Annotated in this window: 11 protein-coding genes; 7 read left to right on the top strand and 4 right to left on the bottom strand. The window is 42.5% G+C overall.

Annotated elements, in window-relative coordinates:
- Nucleotides 1–487 precede the first annotated feature (487 nt).
- The 3 genes from pip to ACT7WV_RS13355 all read right to left on the bottom strand — a co-directional run bounded on the left by pip (nt 488) and on the right by ACT7WV_RS13355 (nt 4021).
- A complete protein-coding gene (pip, locus tag ACT7WV_RS13365; RefSeq protein WP_445103364.1) occupies nt 488–1435 on the bottom strand; it encodes a prolyl aminopeptidase in 948 nt (315 codons plus the stop codon).
- Nucleotides 1436–1834: 399 nt separating this feature from the next.
- Nucleotides 1835–3463 (bottom strand): DNA sulfur modification protein DndB, encoded by a 1629-nt coding sequence (locus ACT7WV_RS13360; RefSeq protein ID WP_445103363.1) that lies wholly within the window; start codon nt 3461–3463, stop codon nt 1835–1837.
- A gap of 3 nt (nt 3464–3466) precedes the next feature.
- On the bottom strand, nt 3467–4021 hold the full coding sequence (locus ACT7WV_RS13355) for a GIY-YIG nuclease family protein (protein WP_445103362.1): 555 nt from the start codon (nt 4019–4021) through the stop codon (nt 3467–3469).
- A 288-nt stretch (nt 4022–4309) separates the two neighbouring features.
- On the opposite strand from ACT7WV_RS13355, the gene ACT7WV_RS13350 reads away from it, so the two are divergent.
- Nucleotides 4310–5011: a cytochrome b N-terminal domain-containing protein gene (locus ACT7WV_RS13350; RefSeq protein ID WP_445103361.1), complete on the top strand. Its 702-nt coding sequence runs from the start codon at nt 4310–4312 to the stop codon at nt 5009–5011.
- A 1-nt stretch (nt 5012) separates the two neighbouring features.
- Here the strand turns inward: ACT7WV_RS13350 and mnmE are convergent, their stop codons facing one another.
- Nucleotides 5013–6395 carry a tRNA uridine-5-carboxymethylaminomethyl(34) synthesis GTPase MnmE gene (gene mnmE, locus ACT7WV_RS13345; RefSeq protein ID WP_445103360.1) on the bottom strand — a complete coding sequence of 461 codons (1383 nt, stop codon included), beginning with the start codon at nt 6393–6395 and terminating at the stop codon, nt 5013–5015.
- Between the two features lie 160 nt (nt 6396–6555).
- On the opposite strand from mnmE, the gene ACT7WV_RS13340 reads away from it, so the two are divergent.
- From ACT7WV_RS13340 to ACT7WV_RS13315, 6 genes are all read left to right on the top strand, one after another.
- Complete coding sequence (locus tag ACT7WV_RS13340) at nt 6556–7281, top strand: glycerophosphodiester phosphodiesterase (RefSeq protein WP_445103359.1); 726 nt, start codon at nt 6556–6558, stop codon at nt 7279–7281.
- 724 nt (nt 7282–8005) lie between these two features.
- Nucleotides 8006–8731 carry a Crp/Fnr family transcriptional regulator gene (locus tag ACT7WV_RS13335; RefSeq protein ID WP_445103358.1) on the top strand — a complete coding sequence of 242 codons (726 nt, stop codon included), beginning with the start codon at nt 8006–8008 and terminating at the stop codon, nt 8729–8731.
- 214 nt (nt 8732–8945) lie between these two features.
- The gene (locus tag ACT7WV_RS13330) at nt 8946–9662 is read left to right on the top strand and encodes a Crp/Fnr family transcriptional regulator (protein WP_445103357.1); all 717 of its coding nucleotides are present in this window, start codon (nt 8946–8948) and stop codon (nt 9660–9662) included.
- Nucleotides 9663–9981: 319 nt separating this feature from the next.
- Entirely contained in the window at nt 9982–10464 is a 483-nt protein-coding gene (locus ACT7WV_RS13325; RefSeq protein WP_445103356.1) for a response regulator, read from the top strand.
- A gap of 154 nt (nt 10465–10618) precedes the next feature.
- Entirely contained in the window at nt 10619–13105 is a 2487-nt protein-coding gene (locus tag ACT7WV_RS13320) for a PAS domain S-box protein (protein ID WP_445103355.1), read from the top strand.
- Between the two features lie 4 nt (nt 13106–13109).
- Entirely contained in the window at nt 13110–13562 is a 453-nt protein-coding gene (locus ACT7WV_RS13315) for a response regulator (RefSeq protein WP_445103354.1), read from the top strand.
- The last annotated feature ends 130 nt before the right edge of the window (nt 13563–13692 follow it).

Below are 13692 nucleotides of genomic sequence, written 5' to 3'. Positions count from 1 at the left end.
CTCCTCTGGAAAGCCCTGCTTCCAAAACTGTTTCCCCCGTGTTGCTTTACCCGTCATATCTTCGGCGGTTCTGCAATAATCAAGCGAGTTACGTGCCTTGCTTGAAGAGGTGGGCTAGTTTATGTCTGCATTTTACCGTACCACCATGTACTTACTTGCTTTTCTGAACAACCATCAAGGTATGGGGTTTTGAACTGGAAAAACTTAATCAGTTTTTCCTATAGTTACAGCCAGATCGAATTATGAGTTTTTCTGGTGTAGCAGTGCAAGATTCATTGAGATTTCTTAATGAAATTTAATATTTTACTGCGGCAGGTAGGGTTGCCGAGTTTTGATGGTCACATACTTAGTAGGTATTAGTAAGCTTAAATAACAAAATATAACTAGATTAGAGCAAGTACATAGATACTTCAGCTTAGAAGATAACTTGCTAGTACGCAGAAGGTTGGTAAATTCAGATGTCTTAGTTTGTCAGCAATCTAGTTGATTACAAACTGGCAAACTTGTCTGTTGCTTCAATCAAGGCGGATAGTGTACCAGGTTCTGACATTGAATGACCAGCATCTGGAACGACGATTAACTCTGCTTCTGGCCAAGCGCGATGCAACTCCCAAGCTGATACCATGGGACAAACTACATCGTAGCGTCCTTGGACAATTACACCAGGAATATGGCGAATGCGATCAATATTTTGCAGTAGTTGATCTTCTGATTCAAAAAAGCCTTTGTTGACAAAATAGTGGCATTCAATTCTGGCAAAAGCCGCAGCGAAATGATTGTTACCAAACCTTTTCATCAGACCTGAATCTGGGAATAATTTACTAGTACTTGCTTCCCATACTGACCATGCACGAGCAGCTTCTAAGCGCGTTTCTAGATCTGGACTGGTTAATTTTTGGTAATAAGCCGAGAGTAGGTCATGATGTTGTTCTACGGGAATTGGTTTGAGGTATTCTTCCCAAGCTTCTGGAAAGATATTACTGGCTCCTTGTTGATAAAACCAGCGAATTTCTTTTTGCCTAAGCATAAAAATGCCACGCAGAACTAGTCCTAGGCAGCGTTCCGGATGGGTTTGACTATAGGCTAAGGACAGAGTGCTACCCCAACTTCCTCCGAAGACAACCCACTGTTCAATACCTAACTTAGTGCGCAGTTTTTCTATATCCCTGACCAAATCCCAGGTAGTATTCTGCTCAAGTTCTGCATGAGGGGTACTTTTACCGCAGCCTCGTTGGTCAAAAATTACAATACGCCATTGGGTGGGATTGAAATACTGACGATATTTAGGTACGCTACCACCCCCAGGCCCGCCATGCAAGAAGACAACGGGCTTTCCTTGGGGATTACCAGACTCTTCAAAATAAATGGTGTGGATATCGGAAACCTTTAAGCTTCCCTGGTTGTAAGGTTCGATGGGTGGATAAAGTTCTCGCATGGTTTTGGGGTAGGGTGACAGCTTCCAGCTTACCGTTGTCGGCTGCTATTCCTAAATGCGATCGCGTTTTTCATAATCACTAGGTTGATGAAACGCTCTCGTCGAGAAAGCCTAGGGTGCTTTTTCAAACTCGAAGGTGTCATTCTGACCTCAACGAAGAATCTAGATTTTTCGTTGAGGTCAGAGATGCTGGCGCTACTAACGTCGCTACCGCTTCGCTAACACTCTGCTTTGCACCATTCAGCACGACAAAATTGATACTTTGAAAACACGCCCTAGCTCACTCACTTATGATGAAACAAAAATAGATTGTCTGTTACATCTCGTCCTACCCTGAAAAAAACACAAGCACCTACTCCCCTCAAAAAACCAGTTTGTTAGGTTTTTTAGTTGCACAGCTTAGTCCTTTACTTCTTCAGTTTCTTTATAAATATCCTCATCATCTTCAATTTCATCAGATTCCTGCTCATCCTCCTCAGAAGAGTCTAGCAAATCTCGAACTTCAGCAAAGGAGTCATCTGATTCAGAAGATTCTTTTATCTGCTCATCAATCAATTCAACTTCAGGTAATTTTACATGAAAGTCTCTTCTCCAATTTGAAATCGAAGTTTCATTCCAGTTAATCTCATTACTGACGTCCTCTTTAGTACGTTTTATCAATTCTCTCACGCCTTCCGAGGAATTCAACAATATCATTTTGACAAGTTCTATGCATTTTTCAGTTCCCGATCCTGTAGTAATCATGGTTAGTTTTTCATTTGGTCGCACTAGAACACTAGACCAATGAGATGCATTTCGGTCGAAAAAGCCATCTTTATCCATTTTAGTAATACTAAGCGAAATGGCATCAATAATTGCTGGAATGCGGTACTCTACTCTTATCTTAAGTAAGAACCTTGAAACAGCTGAAAAAAGAATTTTTTGTCCTAGTACAGTATATAGAATACTGGAATCTCTTAATTCTTTTATACTTAATTTTTGACTTGTATTTAATCGGGCTGGCTCTGGTTGAATAGGAATATCGATGCCTACGTGCTTAATCTGTGATACCCAATCCTTGAATGGCTGAAGTTCAGTAAAAAACCACTTAAGTAATTTTTTGGTGCCTATTTCCAGAAGTTTAGGATGAGACTCATAATAAGTCTCCAGAGCCATATTACGCTCACTTGGTGAATTGAATGATTTCTTTAAAGCTTGTTTTTGATAATCTTTTAATAATTCAACAGTACATTGACTAACCAAATCTAGAGTGGTTAGGTAAGGTTCTGATTGAGTTAAGTTTCTTGATTTTGAAGACCATTTAACAAATTTATCTTCAAGCACTCCTTCCTCTAAAAGCTTTCGAGGAATCAAGGCTGATATTTTACTATCATCGAGTAATAATTGAGTTTGTTTATCGATTGATTTGGCAGTCTTGTTTATAACTGTAAATATATTGCGAGTTGCTTTGATTATCTCATCTCTTACAGTTTCGCTTGAGTCTGCATGACCAACCCTGCCAAGATTACCGAACACTAGATAAACAACTGGTATATCAAAGGTTTCTGAACATTTAAAATTGTCATTTATTTGTTGAGGGCTTAGAGGCTCTTTTCCAGTATGGGCGTTCCAATACCTCTTTAATGAAAGAAGTCTATGTTGACCATCAATTACAATTCTAGCTACGTTCTTATACAGCTTTAAATTGACCCATTTTTCGACAGTTTTTCCCTGACTACTAACTGTAGAAAAGTCCCAAAACTCTGTTTGGTTATTCGAGTTGGGCAAAAGCACGACTACAATTGAATTAAAAAAACGAATTCCACCCTGCGCTAGGTAAGAAAATATTTCTGTATTAGCTCTGTTTTCATCTAGTTTTCTCTGAACTCGTTCCGAGAAGCTCCAACTGCCTTGAATTTCATCAGCAAATCTAATATTTTCAACTGCATCACTCTGATCGAGAGTTGTTATGAAGTACCTAACCTCACCGAACGTACCGCTAATCGCCTTGTATTCAATAGTCTCTGGAGACTGATTATCTAATTCCATTTTCTAACTTCTTTGTGTATTAAACTTAGGTTGACATAGTTGAATTAACAAGCTTTCCAGCTCTCTAGAAATATTTTTGGGGCAAGGGAGACAAATGAATAAAAATTCATCATTTTGCCTTAAACTTGCGCACTTTGAAAAAAATCCATCGTCTCGCTCCAAATGCTGAACAAATCGATCCCTTAAGTTACTTGCAGTGCCAATGTAATCTGGGCGTTGGAGAATACTAGATGAGATTAGGAGATTTTTTAAAATTCTTCTTTCTTTAGGCTGAGAGACAGCTTTGATAAATTGATCCATTTTTTGAGACAAACCCACTGACTCTCCACAAGTATCGACAATAAACTTACTTCTATTATCTTTCTCAGAAAACTTTGTTTTAAATACAGTATTTTTTATGCGAGCATCTATATGCTCCGATAGCTTATCCTCTAAAAAATCAAACGCATGATATAAGGCATAAATACCTGAAGTTTCAGGAAGATAATCTGCAGCCGATATCGTTGCTGTTACTACGGTAAAGTTTTTGAAAAAGTTGTCGTGAACTGTTTCTTCCATAGAGAAAAATTATCAAAAGATTAGATCAGTAAGCTCTACGTTCTTTTTAGACAAAGTCCCGCTAAACAGGGTTTCCTGCTTCGTTGCTTCTTTCACATCAAGCACAGAGATGGACAACGATTCGTTATGCTACCGGCAGAGTCTCTTCTAGATAGTCTTTATCGAGCTTAACTCACACAGGGTATCCTTACCGATTGCAGCCTTGCCATCGCGAAACTTTTCCTGGATAATCCGACGTATTTTCACTATATTAAAAAATGTAACGTAAATTAGAAAAACTCAAAATTTATGCTGACTACAGCACGATACGAATTTATTCTGCGACGTTTAGCAACAATCTTGGCGGTTGCCATCCTTACCCTGTCGCTGGTTGCAGCTATCAGCGGTATACTCTTGGCTTTTTACTATCAACCATCAGCAGTCGGCGCACACGAGTCGTTAAAGTACCTGAGTACGGAAGTTGACAGTGGCTGGCTGGTGCGCGGTGTTCACAATGCGGCCGGTAACAGCGTAATCGTCGTCGCCTTGATAGAAATCGTCGTGATGTTTCTCGGTAGGCAATTTAGCCGCAGTTGGCTCACTGCTTGGATTAGCGGCATTTTGTTTACCCTAAGTGCAATCGGCTTAGGATGGACAGCGATGATTTTAGACTGGACTCAGACAGGATACTGGCGTCTCAAAGTTGAGCTTGGTTCAATAGAGGCGATTCCTGTCATCGGTTCCCAACTACGAGATATTCTCACAGGTGGCTCTGGCCTCAACACGACAACCGTAGAACATATGTATACTCTGCATAGCTACGTGCTGGCAGTTGGAGCAGTTGTCTTAGCCGTCATCCATCTCGGCGGAGTACTGGTGCAAGAAATAGAACTGAAGCAGGGCGTTAGGTTCCGTTTAGAGAAACTGGTTGCTCCGTTCGTAGCATCTTCCACTGAACAGGAAACCGATTCAAATGCTCAAACCCTTACTACTAGTGGCTCGCAAAAGTAAACTATTTACCAATGCAAAAGCGACTAAAAATTCGGTCAAGTACTGATTCTGTAACCCCTTCCCCGGTAATTTCTCCTAATGCTTGAATCGCACCCCGTAAGTCAATTGTCCAAAAATCTAAGGGCAACTGTTGGGTAATGGTTTCTTGCACTTGCTCAAGAGATATTTTGGCACTAGTTAAGGCAGAAGCTTGCCGTTGATTAATGGCTAAATCCCAATCAGCGGCTTGAATATTTCCCATTTGTACTGCCTCAAGAATCGCTTTCTCTAAAGCATCAATGCCTTGGTTAAGTGCCGCCGCTGCCGTCACTACGTGCTTAATGCCGCTAGGATAGGTAACTGTCTCAACTGAGGCGAGGTCAGTCTTATTAACTACTAAAATTAGAGGACGATCTTGCACTTGTTCGTAGATTATTTGATCAGCAGCACTCCAGTTAGTTGTTGCCTCAACTACCAGTAATACCAAATCAGCAGCCTGTGCAGCACGGCGCGATCGCTCTACGCCAATTTTTTCAACCTGATCAACTGTCTCTCTAATTCCGGCGGTATCGAGTACCTGTACAGGAATTCCACCAACTACCAACTGAGACTCAACCAGATCGCGGGTGGTGCCTGGTAACTCAGTAACAATAGCGCGATCGCAACGACTCCAGGCATTCAACAAGCTAGATTTTCCCACATTGGGGCGGCCAACAATCGCCACTTTTAAGCCAGTGCGTAATAGTTCTCCCTGATCCGCTGTCGCTAGTATTCTCGATACTTCTGCTAAAACTTGATTGAGTTGAGCAACAATCTCAACTTCATCCAGGGGCGGTAAATCGTCCTCAAAATCAATCCGAGCTTCAATCTCTGCTAAGATGTCTAGGCAGGTTGCTCTCAAGTGGCGAATCGGCGCAGCTAGTTTTCCCTGTAAACCAGCTAAAGCAGCTTGAGCAGCAGCAGGTGAGCGAGAGCCTACTAATTCTGCGACACTTTCTGCCTGAGTTAAATCTAGGCGTCCGTTGAGAAAAGCCCGTAAAGTAAACTCTCCTGGTTGTGCTAACCTGGCACCCTGTTCTAGGCAAAGCTGCAATGTTTGCTGTACTGGCACGATTCCGCCATGGCAATGGAACTCTACTACATCTTCACGAGTGTAGGAACGCGGCGCTTTCATGATTAAGAGTAGCGCCTCATCAACTAGCTGTTGCGTTTGGGGATGACGCACATAGCCGTAGAGAATGCGGTGACTATCCCAAGTTTGATGTCCTGGCGCGTGGAACAGAGTACGAGCGATTGCCAGCGCCTGTGAACCGGACAACCGCACAATGCCGACACTTCCTTGTTGTGGCACTACAGCAGTAGCGATCGCTGCTATTGTTTGGCTCTGGTCGAACCTTTCGGACATCTTATTTATTATCCCCTCAAAATCCCAGATTATCTTAATTGATGATAATTTGACCCGAATTCTAGTAAGTTTTCCAGGTTCAAGCAAATCTCAGCAATGGTAATTTGTAATAACTCTGTCATTAACTGAGCAGAGTAAGCAGGACATCTATTACAAAGAAATGCACAATCTTACTAAGACAATTTATGTTACAGCACATCGTGGCAGCTCAGAAGACGCTCCCGAAAACACGTTGAGTGCTCTTAATTTGGCAATTCAGCAGCAGGCTGACTATGCCGAAATTGATGTTCAACAAACCAAGGATGGCTCTTTAGTGGCACTCCATGACAGTAATCTTAAAAGGGTTGCTGGTGTTGATCGGCACATTTGGGAGCTTACCGATAAAGAGGTGTCAATGCTTGATGTGGGGAGTTGGTTTTCCTCAGATTTTGCTGGCGAAAGAGTACCTTTTTTTGGAGAGGTAATAGATGTAGTAAAAGGTAAGCTCAAACTCAATATTGAACTCAAAATTAATGGGCATGAACAGAACTTAGCAGAGCGTATTACTGCATTAATTGATGACCATGGCTTAGAAAAGCAATGTGTGATTACCTCTTTTAATTACGAAATTCTTGCGCAAATCAAGGCTCTTAATCAACAAATTGCTACTGGTTTAATTATTGCTAAATCTGTAGGAAAGCTGGCTGAGTTAAATATAGATTTCTATTCTATTCACAAAAGACTGGCTACTGCTGATTTTATCAAAACTGCCCATGATCAAAACCGGGATGTTCACGTTTGGACAGTTAATAAAATCAAGGACATGAAAAAATTATTGAATCTCCAAGTCGATAATATTATTACTAACAGACCAGAAACTTTGAAATTATTGCTGCAAAAACTTTAACGGCTTGATACTTTTGGCTTTCTGCTTCTTCTTTGAAGATGTTGTTAATTTCTTCTTTTAGTCACAAATACCATTGCCAGTAAGGCTGCTACAATCACTAACGCTAGAGAAGTTGAGTTAATCAAATTGATCATTGTTAATTTGCCTCTCGTTTTTTTGTTGAAAATGAAAAAATTATTTCATGGGTTGAAACTATTTACATCAACATCAATAAAATGCTCATTCCCATATTTTTTGTATCTCGTGTATAACTGCGTACACTAGCAATAGAATAATCACTAATCAAATCTAATTGCTTCGATCCAAAGAAATAGATTTTTTTACTCCTCTAGAAAGAGGTTGTTCTTCAGCTTAGGTATAGCGGAGTTACCAGGTCACCTTTCTTGATTAATTTAATTTTATTTATAAGGTTATTTGATGATTAATACTTATTTGCAACAACTAGAAGACTTACTGCTCCAAGAGGGAAAAGACCCTTGTGTGCTGAGTGCTATTGGTACTTTTCCGTACTAAATCTCTCTAAAGGAGGATAAGTTTACTCTACTGACTTTAGTACATTCATCAGTAACCAATGACTTAGCTGCTGACTACCAGCAGCCGATTATCTGGTTGTCTGGTAAGAAAATTATCTTTTATTCTTAACGCCAGTGATACTACGCTGGTTTTTTCTTGCTTGCTCTCCCTCGTCTTCTATTTCTAAAAACTTGAGCGAGGAGAGTCAAATATGTCCATATCTAAAACTAGGCAGTTGTCCGATAATAACCTAATATTAGCTACTCTACCAAGAGAGGAATACCAGCGCCTTGCTCCCTATCTAGAAACTGTCTATCTCTCTTTGGGACAGGTTCTTTACGAGCGGCGGGAAGTGATTGAATATATTTATTTTCCCACTCATTCCATGGTTTCTTTAGTTGCCCTTCTCCGGGATGAATTAATCACAGAATTTGCCTTAGTGGGCAATGAAGGAATTGTCGGTATTCCTGTGCTGTTGGGTAGTAATATCACCAATAGCCGCGCTATTGTGCAGCTTGCCGGTACTGCCCAGAAGATTGACGCCAACATACTAAAAACTGAGTTCCAACGGGGACAGAATTTACAAAAACTTTCACTTCTTTATACGCAAGCATTACTCAACCAAGTTGCACAAAATGCTGTTTGCAAATCCCACCATAACGTAGAAAATCGCCTTGCTCGTTGGCTACTCTCGGTTCAAGACTGTGTTAAAACAGATGAGTTGCAGCTAACTCAAAAGTATATCTCTTACTTATTAGGTACACGCCGTGCCACGATCACGGAGGCAGCTATTAGTCTCCAGGATAAGGGCGCAATTAGCTATAGTCGCGGTAAGATTATCATCCTTGATCGTGAAATTTTGGCTGTTAATGCTTGTGAATGTTACGAGGTCGTTCGAGAGGAATATCATCGATTATTTGGTGTTAAAAAAGACTAAGTTGCCTATCGCGTACGCTAGCGTACATACGTTGCAACTCGGAATATGCTAAGTATTTTTGGGCAACCTTGTAGTGAATCTCATTGGGTAATTCATTAACCTACCGACAAGCTATCAAGAACTTGGGAAATAGTGCTTTGAGGCTAAACTTTCCTTCTTGTATTGTCAGTTTTTTTTGAACAATACTCAAAATCTAAGGAGACTTAAGCACCCCATGCCCCAAAGCGATTTTGTACCAGTCAACAAGCTACTGGCTTCTCTACCTAAACTAGAGTATCAGCGTCTTGCTCCCCACCTAGAACAAGTCTCACTTGCCCTAGGGCAAGTCATTTATGAATCTAGAGAAGTGGTTAAACATGCCTATTTCCCCAATCAGGCAATGGTTTCTCTAGTCTCTATCCTAGAAAACGGCTCGACGGCTGAAGTTGGTATGGTAGGCAATGAAGGAGTTGTGGGCTTTCCCATATTTTTGGGAGGAGGCTTTGCCACTAACCGCGCGGTTGTGCAAATTGAGGGCCCAGCGATGAAAATGGAGGCTGAGATCCTGAAAGCCGAGTTCCGTCGCGGGGGTGCGCTGCAAAGACTACTGCTACTCCACACCCAAGTACTAATTGCCCAAATTAGCCAAACCGCCGCCTGTAACCGCCACCATCTATTAGAGAAGCGACTCGCCCGCTGGTTACTAACCGCCCAGGATTGTGCTCTTTCTAATCATTTACAGCTAACTCAGGAATTTATCTCCGATATGCTGGGCACCCGTCGCGCGGGTGTGACGGTAGCAGCTGGTACGCTACAAAAAGCAGGAATTATCAGTTATTCCCGTGGTAAGATCACCATTCTTGACCGGGAAGCTTTACAAGCAACTGCCTGCGAGTGTTACGAAGTTGTCAAAAGTGAGTTTCAGCGGTTACTTGCCACCGAACGCGACTGATTCTTAGAGGGGAAGTAATTTCGGGTTTAAGTACGGTAGCGTACTGACTTTTGAGTATAATTCTGTCATGGTAAACCCATAGCAACAAGTTGGTGAACTATGAGCTGGTAGTTGCTACCCCTGAGGTTCTACAAGTTTGACAATCGAAATGTGGTAAATTGTTGGCTTGCCTAAACAAGTGAAGGGCTACCAAGAAAATTCCGTCTTTTATTATTGATCTAATTACCTCAATACCAAAGAAAGTCTAACGAGTCATGATGGTAGCACACTAAGGGTTTGCTGTTGAGGATAAACATCAAAGTTAAGTCGGGTGCATCCCATGAACTCTTATTTTGTCAAAGGTCTGCGGTTACTAATAGTTGATGACAACTCTGATTCAAGAGAGTTACTTACCCTGCTGTTTGAAGAGGAAGGAGCTGAGGTAATTGCCGTGAAATCGGCAAGCGAAGCTATAGAAGTATTAGAACATATTCAACCAGATATCTTGCTCAGTGACATCTTAATGCCAGGGGAAGATGGTTATTCTTTAATTCGTAAAGTAAGAAAACGTGAGTTAGAACGAGGAGGTGAAATTCCGGCAATTGCCGTTACCGTAGCCGCAAGAACAGAGGACCGCGCCCGCGCCCTCTCAGCAGGTTTTCATAGCCACATCTCTAAGCCGCTTAACTTGGAATGTTTATTAGCAACGGTGGCTATGCTTTGCCAGCGAACTCCTCTAATTTCCTGTGCACCAGCAGGTTATCTAGTAGATACAGAAGAACACGTGGGCATAGGTAATAACTTCCAAGAAAGGCTTTGCTAAGCAACAAATCCCCAACTTCTTAGGGAAAACCTGACTGCCTTGAATGAATTAGATTGAGAAGTCGGAAATCTGAGGTAAATCATACCTTATATTTAGCAACGCCCGGAAACCTGAAGATATAGGGATAATAGAGAAAGCTTATCCAGGTTGAATCGTGTCCCATATCCCCGTGTACCTTGTCCTAGTTGAGGATAGTCCGGATGAGACCGCTATGATCATTCGGGAGTTGCAAAGGGAATTTGTGACTCTTCAAGTAGAGCAACCTAGAGATTTTAATCAACTAGAAAGGGTGCTGGCCGGCGGCAATGCTGAGTTAATCATCACAGAATACCAGTTACAGTGGACAACTGGTATGACCGTCCTAGAAAAAGTGAAGAAGCTTCAGCCAAATTGCCCTGTAATTATGTTTACCAGAAACGGCAGTGAACAAATCGCCGTAGCCGCCATGAAGGCAGGTTTAGACGACTACATTGTTAAAGCGCCCGAAAACTACACTAGCCTCACAGCAGCCGTCCGGCAAATGCTACTCAAGGCAAGACAGCAAAAATTATTGACCCACTTCGTCGTTACTCAGCCCAATGTGAGGGAACAAAAACTAGTTAACGACAAGCTGCATCAACAAGCCCAACTGCTGGATCTAGCCAACGACGCCATTATAGTTACAGAGCCCGACGGCGCAATTTCTTACTGGAACCAGGGCGCTCAACGCTTATACGGTTTTTCTGTAGAGGAGGCAGTGGGTAATAATTCTGACTCTCTGTTAAAAACAGAATTTCCGCAACCGCTGACAGAAATTAAAACCCAGTTGACAGAGCACGGATATTGGTCTGGTGAACCTGTCCACAGCAAACGCGATGGTACAAAAATAATTGTCAGCAGCCACTGGACGTTGCAGCAAGACAACCAAGGCAACTCCCTAGCCATTCTCGAAATTAACCGCAACCTCAGCGAAATCAAGCAGGCTCAGAAGACGCAGCGTCAAATTCAGGCGCAACTAAAGCGTTTATTTGAGTCTAATTTAATTGGCATTATTTTTGCTAATTTTTCCGGCAGCATCACCGAAGCCAATGACGCCTTTTTAGAGATAGTAGGTTATACACGTGAGGATCTGCTGGCCGGTAGGGTGCGCTGGAAAGAGATGACACCACCCGAATATCATCAGGTTGATGCCCTCTCAAGGGCACAACTCAGCTCAACGGGAGTATCTACCCCTTTTGAAAAAGAATACATCCGTAAAGACGGCACTCGTGTCCCCGTGCTGCTAGGAGCTGCTCTTTTAGAAGGCTCTGAAGGAGATTGTGTTTGCTTCGCACTTGATCTTAGTGAGCGCAAACACCTTGAAGCTGCCTTGCTCAATTCTATTAAACGTCTGCAAAACCTGCATACAATTGACGTGGCCATTCTGGCAGCAAAATCACCCCAAGAAACCGCAGGCGCTGCTCTGGAGACTCTCAGACAACTCTTGCCTTGCCCTAGACTTAGTGTTGTGGTCTTTGATTTTGAGGCTCAACAGGGAGAACTCCTTGCTGTCCACAGCGACAACAAGAATACCCCGATTAAGGTAGGAACTAATATTGACCTAGAGCCGTTCACTGACTTACTTGAACAATTGCGCCAAGGGGAAATTTGCGGATTGCAGCAGCTAGAAACCCTGCCAATATTGTTGCCAGTCGTGCAAGCTTTTCTGGCGGAAGGACTCTCTTCTTTTTTGAGCATTCCGATGATGGCTCAACAAGAATTAATTGGTGCGCTGAACCTCTGGATTGATCCAACGAGTCCCTTAAAAGAGGAACAAATAAGCATTGCTCAAGAAGTAGCTGACCAATTAGCGATCGCTATTAAGCAATCTCAACTACAGCAGCAGCTGATCAGCTACACCAACCAACTTGAAAAGCGAGTAGCAGTGCGCACGAAAGAACTCCAAGCCATAAATGCTGAACTAGAGGCATTCTCTTACAGTGTTTCCCACGATCTCAGGGCTCCCCTCCGGGCAATGCAAGGTTTTGGCAACGCTCTACTTGAGGACTGTCAAGAACAGCTCGGCGAGTTAGGCCTGGAATACACGGAGCGCATTATCACCGCCGCCCAGCGCTTGGACAGAATGATTCAAGATTTATTAGCTTATAGCCGCCTCGGTCGTACCGAGATCCAGCTCCGTCCTATTAGTCTAGAATCAGTGGTTAAAGAAGTCCTCGAACAACTAGAGATAGAACTCAAGGACACGAAGGCTCAAATTACCCTGGGAGCAAAGGGTCTAGTGCCATTGCCAGCAATCTTGGGGCATCGTGCTACACTGATCCAGGTCTTGTTAAATCTAATTACTAACGCCATCAAGTTTGTCACCCCATCTGTGCAGCCTCAGGTGCAAATTTGGGCTGAGGAAAGAGCCGCGCCTAACGACCGTGTTTGTATACGGTTATGGGTAGAAGATAATGGTATTGGCATCAAACCAGAATACCAAGAAAGGATTTTCAAGGTGTTTGAACGTCTACACGGTCGCGAAAGCTATTCCGGTAGTGGTATTGGTCTAGCGATTGTCCGTAAAGGTATGGAGCGCCTGGGGGGTGATTCGGGAGTAGAATCATCAATTGCTCAGGGTAGTAGATTTTGGGTAGAGGCAGAAAAAGCAACTAGAGGCTAGGAAGATGGTGGTTAGAAGTCATAACATTTTGCTGGTGGAAGATGATGAGAATGACGTTTTTTTGATTAAACGTGCCTTCCGCCTACAGAACTCATCTCATTCTCTGCAAGTTGTGCAAGATGGAGAGATAGCGCTCAATTACCTTAAAGGTGAAGAGCAGTACGAGAATCGAGAACTTTATCCCCTACCGTCGCTAATCTTGCTGGATTTAAAGCTACCTCGCTTATCGGGTCTTGAGGTTCTTCAATGGATCAGGCAACAGGTAGACTTAAAGCGTATGCTAGTTGTTGTCCTGACAGCTTCACGAGAAGCCCCTGATGTTAATCGAGCTTATGACCTAGGCGCTAACTCCTATTTAGTTAAACCTGTAGACTTTCAAACTTTTTTAGAAATGGTACGCACCCTTGATGCTTACTGGTTAATGTTTAATGAAAGACCCCTATTTCCGATTAACTGATAGTTCATTTAACTCGACTGCTCAACACTTGCCCAACTTGTGGCGGCCTGTGTAAATATTTTTTGCGATCGCTGCCTAGTAGATAGCTTACTTAGACTGGGCTATGTCGAAGATAATTAATCAGTTAATT

The organism is Symploca atlantica LB2515 (genome assembly GCF_052546295.1).
Note: the sequence above shows the minus strand (reverse complement) of the source record. Positions and strands in the feature narration are given on the sequence as shown.

Bases quoted from the DNA above. Each gene is read 5' to 3' on its own strand.
- ACT7WV_RS13330 (WP_445103357.1), top strand. From the start codon at position 8,946: ATGCCCCAAAGCGATTTTGTACCAGTCAACAAGCTACTGGCTTCTCTA.
- ACT7WV_RS13340 (WP_445103359.1), top strand. From the start codon at position 6,556: ATGCACAATCTTACTAAGACAATTTATGTTACAGCACATCGTGGCAGC.
- ACT7WV_RS13315 (WP_445103354.1), top strand. From the start codon at position 13,110: ATGGTGGTTAGAAGTCATAACATTTTGCTGGTGGAAGATGATGAGAAT.
- ACT7WV_RS13335 (WP_445103358.1), top strand. From the start codon at position 8,006: ATGTCCATATCTAAAACTAGGCAGTTGTCCGATAATAACCTAATATTA.
- pip (WP_445103364.1), bottom strand. From the start codon at position 1,435: ATGCGAGAACTTTATCCACCCATCGAACCTTACAACCAGGGAAGCTTA.
- ACT7WV_RS13325 (WP_445103356.1), top strand. From the start codon at position 9,982: ATGAACTCTTATTTTGTCAAAGGTCTGCGGTTACTAATAGTTGATGAC.
- mnmE (WP_445103360.1), bottom strand. From the start codon at position 6,395: ATGTCCGAAAGGTTCGACCAGAGCCAAACAATAGCAGCGATCGCTACT.
- ACT7WV_RS13360 (WP_445103363.1), bottom strand. From the start codon at position 3,463: ATGGAATTAGATAATCAGTCTCCAGAGACTATTGAATACAAGGCGATT.
- ACT7WV_RS13350 (WP_445103361.1), top strand. From the start codon at position 4,310: ATGCTGACTACAGCACGATACGAATTTATTCTGCGACGTTTAGCAACA.
- ACT7WV_RS13355 (WP_445103362.1), bottom strand. From the start codon at position 4,021: ATGGAAGAAACAGTTCACGACAACTTTTTCAAAAACTTTACCGTAGTA.